At 68.2% G+C, this 617-nt stretch carries 1 protein-coding gene; it reads right to left on the bottom strand.

What is annotated here, in order from left to right:
• Positions 1-603, bottom strand: a 603-nt coding sequence (locus VXC91_RS46625) for a transposase (protein ID WP_329513369.1), incomplete at its 3' end; no start/stop codon positions are given.
• Between the last annotated feature and the right edge of the window lie 14 nt (positions 604-617).

The raw sequence follows: 617 nt of genomic DNA, 5'->3' as shown, positions 1-617 counted from the left end.
CCCCTGCTCGGGGGTGCGGATCTGTGGGCGTGTCCAGCCCAGTACTCCCTTGATCAGCCGGAAGGTGTGCTCGACGTCGAACCTGCGAAGGTAGGTCTTCCACAGCAGGTCCAGGTCGAAGGTCGTGTGAGCGGGCGCGGTGTGCCACAGCCATAGATCCTGTGGTGCCCGGTTGCCGGGCAGCCGCTCGACCTTGATGCGGATCACGGTGCCCGGCACGATCGGCATCGGCCCGACGAAGCCGGTCCAGCCGGCCTGCCTGGTCAGTTTCTGGTGCAGGCCGTGCCAGGCGGAGACCTCCACCGCGCCGTAGCGCGGGTTGTCCGCGGTGAGTTGTTCGTCGGGAACAGGCCAGGTGACGGGGCTGCTCAGCTCGAACCGCTCCCCGTGCTTCCTCGGCCGTCCGGGCTGACCGTCAGGCCGGTGCCCGGACGGGGCCGCGTAGTAGACCCGATCCGAACGCACGCGTCCCAGGATCTGAACTTCCAGCCCGTCCTGGCTGGTCAGAAAGCTGGTGCGGGTCAGGTCGTAGCCGGAGTCGAAGACGAACACCGGGGCCGGGCGTCCGACGAGCAAACCAGTGGCATCCAAGCGCTCGGCCACTCGCCCTACCTGCC

Source organism: Streptomyces chiangmaiensis, assembly GCF_036281785.1.
In the GTDB taxonomy this organism is placed as follows: domain Bacteria; phylum Actinomycetota; class Actinomycetes; order Streptomycetales; family Streptomycetaceae; genus Streptomyces; species Streptomyces chiangmaiensis.
The sequence above is the reverse complement of the archived record's forward strand: the minus strand, read 5'-3'. Positions and strand labels throughout refer to the sequence as shown.